This is a genomic window from Streptomyces sp. WAC 04229, assembly GCF_003947455.1.
GTDB lineage: Bacteria > Actinomycetota > Actinomycetes > Streptomycetales > Streptomycetaceae > Streptomyces.
Window position 1 is genome coordinate 1 of sequence record NZ_QHJH01000383.1, and the last position, 1,710, is coordinate 1,710.

Sequence of the window (1,710 nt, forward strand, 5' to 3'; positions counted from 1 at the left end):
GGTCATGGGACGGTGGTGTACGGCCTGGCGGCATGCCGGGTCCGGGGGCGCGGGGCCGCAGTCGGCCGCGCCCGCGTCGGCGCCGGCGCCCGGACGGCGGAAGGCGCCCCGTCGGCGTACGGCGCCCGCACCGCCTACGGGGCCCGCGAACCGTACGGCGCCCGCACCGCCTACGGGGCCCGCGAACCGTACGGCGGCGGCGAGCCGTGCGGCGTCCGCGTGGCGGCCGGCGGTCGTGACCGCCGTACTGGCCATCGCCGGCGCCACCGCCACGGTCCTGGCTCCGCCCGGCGGTGCCGCCTTCGCGGCCGGTGACGCGCCGGGGTACGCCTTCGCCGACGGCGCCCCGCGGATCGACGGGACGAACGCCGCCTCGGACGCCGCGGCGCTGGCGGCCGGGGCCACGTACCGCTCCTCACTGCCGCGCAACGGCACCCTCTATTACCGCCTCGACCTCGACGCCGCGTCCGACGCCTACGTCTCCGTGACCGCCGTACCCGGCTCCGCCGGTGAGGTCACCGCCGTCGACGGCATCCGCGTCTCGGTACAGGACGCCGAGGGCGGCTCCTGCTCCTCCGACAGCGCGACCTTCGGCGCGGCGCACAGCCCCCGCCCGGTCACCGCGTGGGGCATGCGGGAGATCGCGCCCGGCGGCAACCGGTGCCAGGAGCCCGGCACCTACTACGTCACCGTCGAGCGGGCCAGGCCCCAGGACTCCCCGCCCGAGGACTGGGACCTGGAACTCACCGTCGCCACCGAACCCCGCCCCGCCCGAACGGGTGCGACCCAGGCCCCCGAAGCCTGGGACTCCGCCTCGCCCGAGGCCGTACCCGGTGAACCGGAACCCCGCACGGGCGGCAGCGGCTTCGCCCACGCCACGCCCCTCGGACCGGGCGCCTGGCGCGACGGCATCCGGCCCGGACAGACCCTCTACTACAAGGTGCCGGTGGACTGGGGCCGCCAGATCTCCGCGACCGCCGAACTCGACGGCGCCCGGGAGCCCTCCGGCTACGCGACCGGTGCCCTGCGCCTGGCGCTGCACAACCCGGTGCGCGGCGAGGTCGACGACGCCGCCAAGGGCTACACCGGCCGCCCCGTCACCGTCGGGCTCGCCGCCCTGCCGCCGGTCGCCCATTCCAACCGGTACGCCACGAGCGGGCAGGTCGGCGCGGTGCGCTTCGCCGGTGACTACTACGTCGTCGTGCACCTGGCGGCGCAGGTGGCGGAGGACTTCGGCGAGGGGCCCTTCGGACTGACGCTCCGCGTCGGGCTGAGGGGATCCGCGCGGAGCGGGCCCGACTACGCGGGGGAGTCGCGGCCCGAGGGGCTCTTCGCCGTCTCGGCCCAGGACCGGGCGGCGGCGCCGGACAGCGACTCCCCGGCCGACGACGACCTCGCCATGAAGGCGGTCGCCGTGGGCGGCATCGGCACCGGCAGCCTGCTGCTGGCGGGCCTGACGGTGTGGACCGCGGCGGCCAGGCGCAGGGCGAGGTGAGGAGCGGCCCGGTTCAGAGCCGGGTCAGCGCCCAGAACCCCACCGCGTAGCAGGCCAGCGCCAGGAGCAGCACGGGCACCGCCACCGCCGCCGGAGGACCTGGTCGGCGCCGCCGTCGCGTCGCCCGGTGCTGCGCCGGGACCTGTGGGTTGCGGGCGGTGTACGAGGCGGTGGGGGTGTCGTCGGGCGCCTGCCACGGGGGCGGCGTGAAAGAC

At 77.4% G+C, this 1,710-nt stretch carries 1 protein-coding gene and 2 pseudogenes; 1 reads left to right on the forward strand and 2 read right to left on the reverse strand.

Annotated features, from left to right (window positions below; all coding sequences use genetic code 11):
* A pseudogene (locus DMH12_RS39510) lies at positions 1–255 on the reverse strand (hypothetical protein); the annotation flags it as partial.
* Between DMH12_RS39510 and DMH12_RS38370 the strand changes: the two are divergent.
* On the forward strand, positions 236–1,495 hold the full coding sequence (locus DMH12_RS38370) for a hypothetical protein (RefSeq protein WP_125495848.1): 1,260 nt from the start codon (positions 236–238) through the stop codon (positions 1,493–1,495). The pseudogene DMH12_RS39510 and the gene DMH12_RS38370 overlap by 20 nt on opposite strands.
* Positions 1,496–1,508: 13 nt before the next feature.
* Here DMH12_RS38370 and DMH12_RS38375 read toward each other — a convergent pair.
* Positions 1,509–1,710, reverse strand: a pseudogene (locus DMH12_RS38375) (serine/threonine protein kinase); the annotation flags it as partial.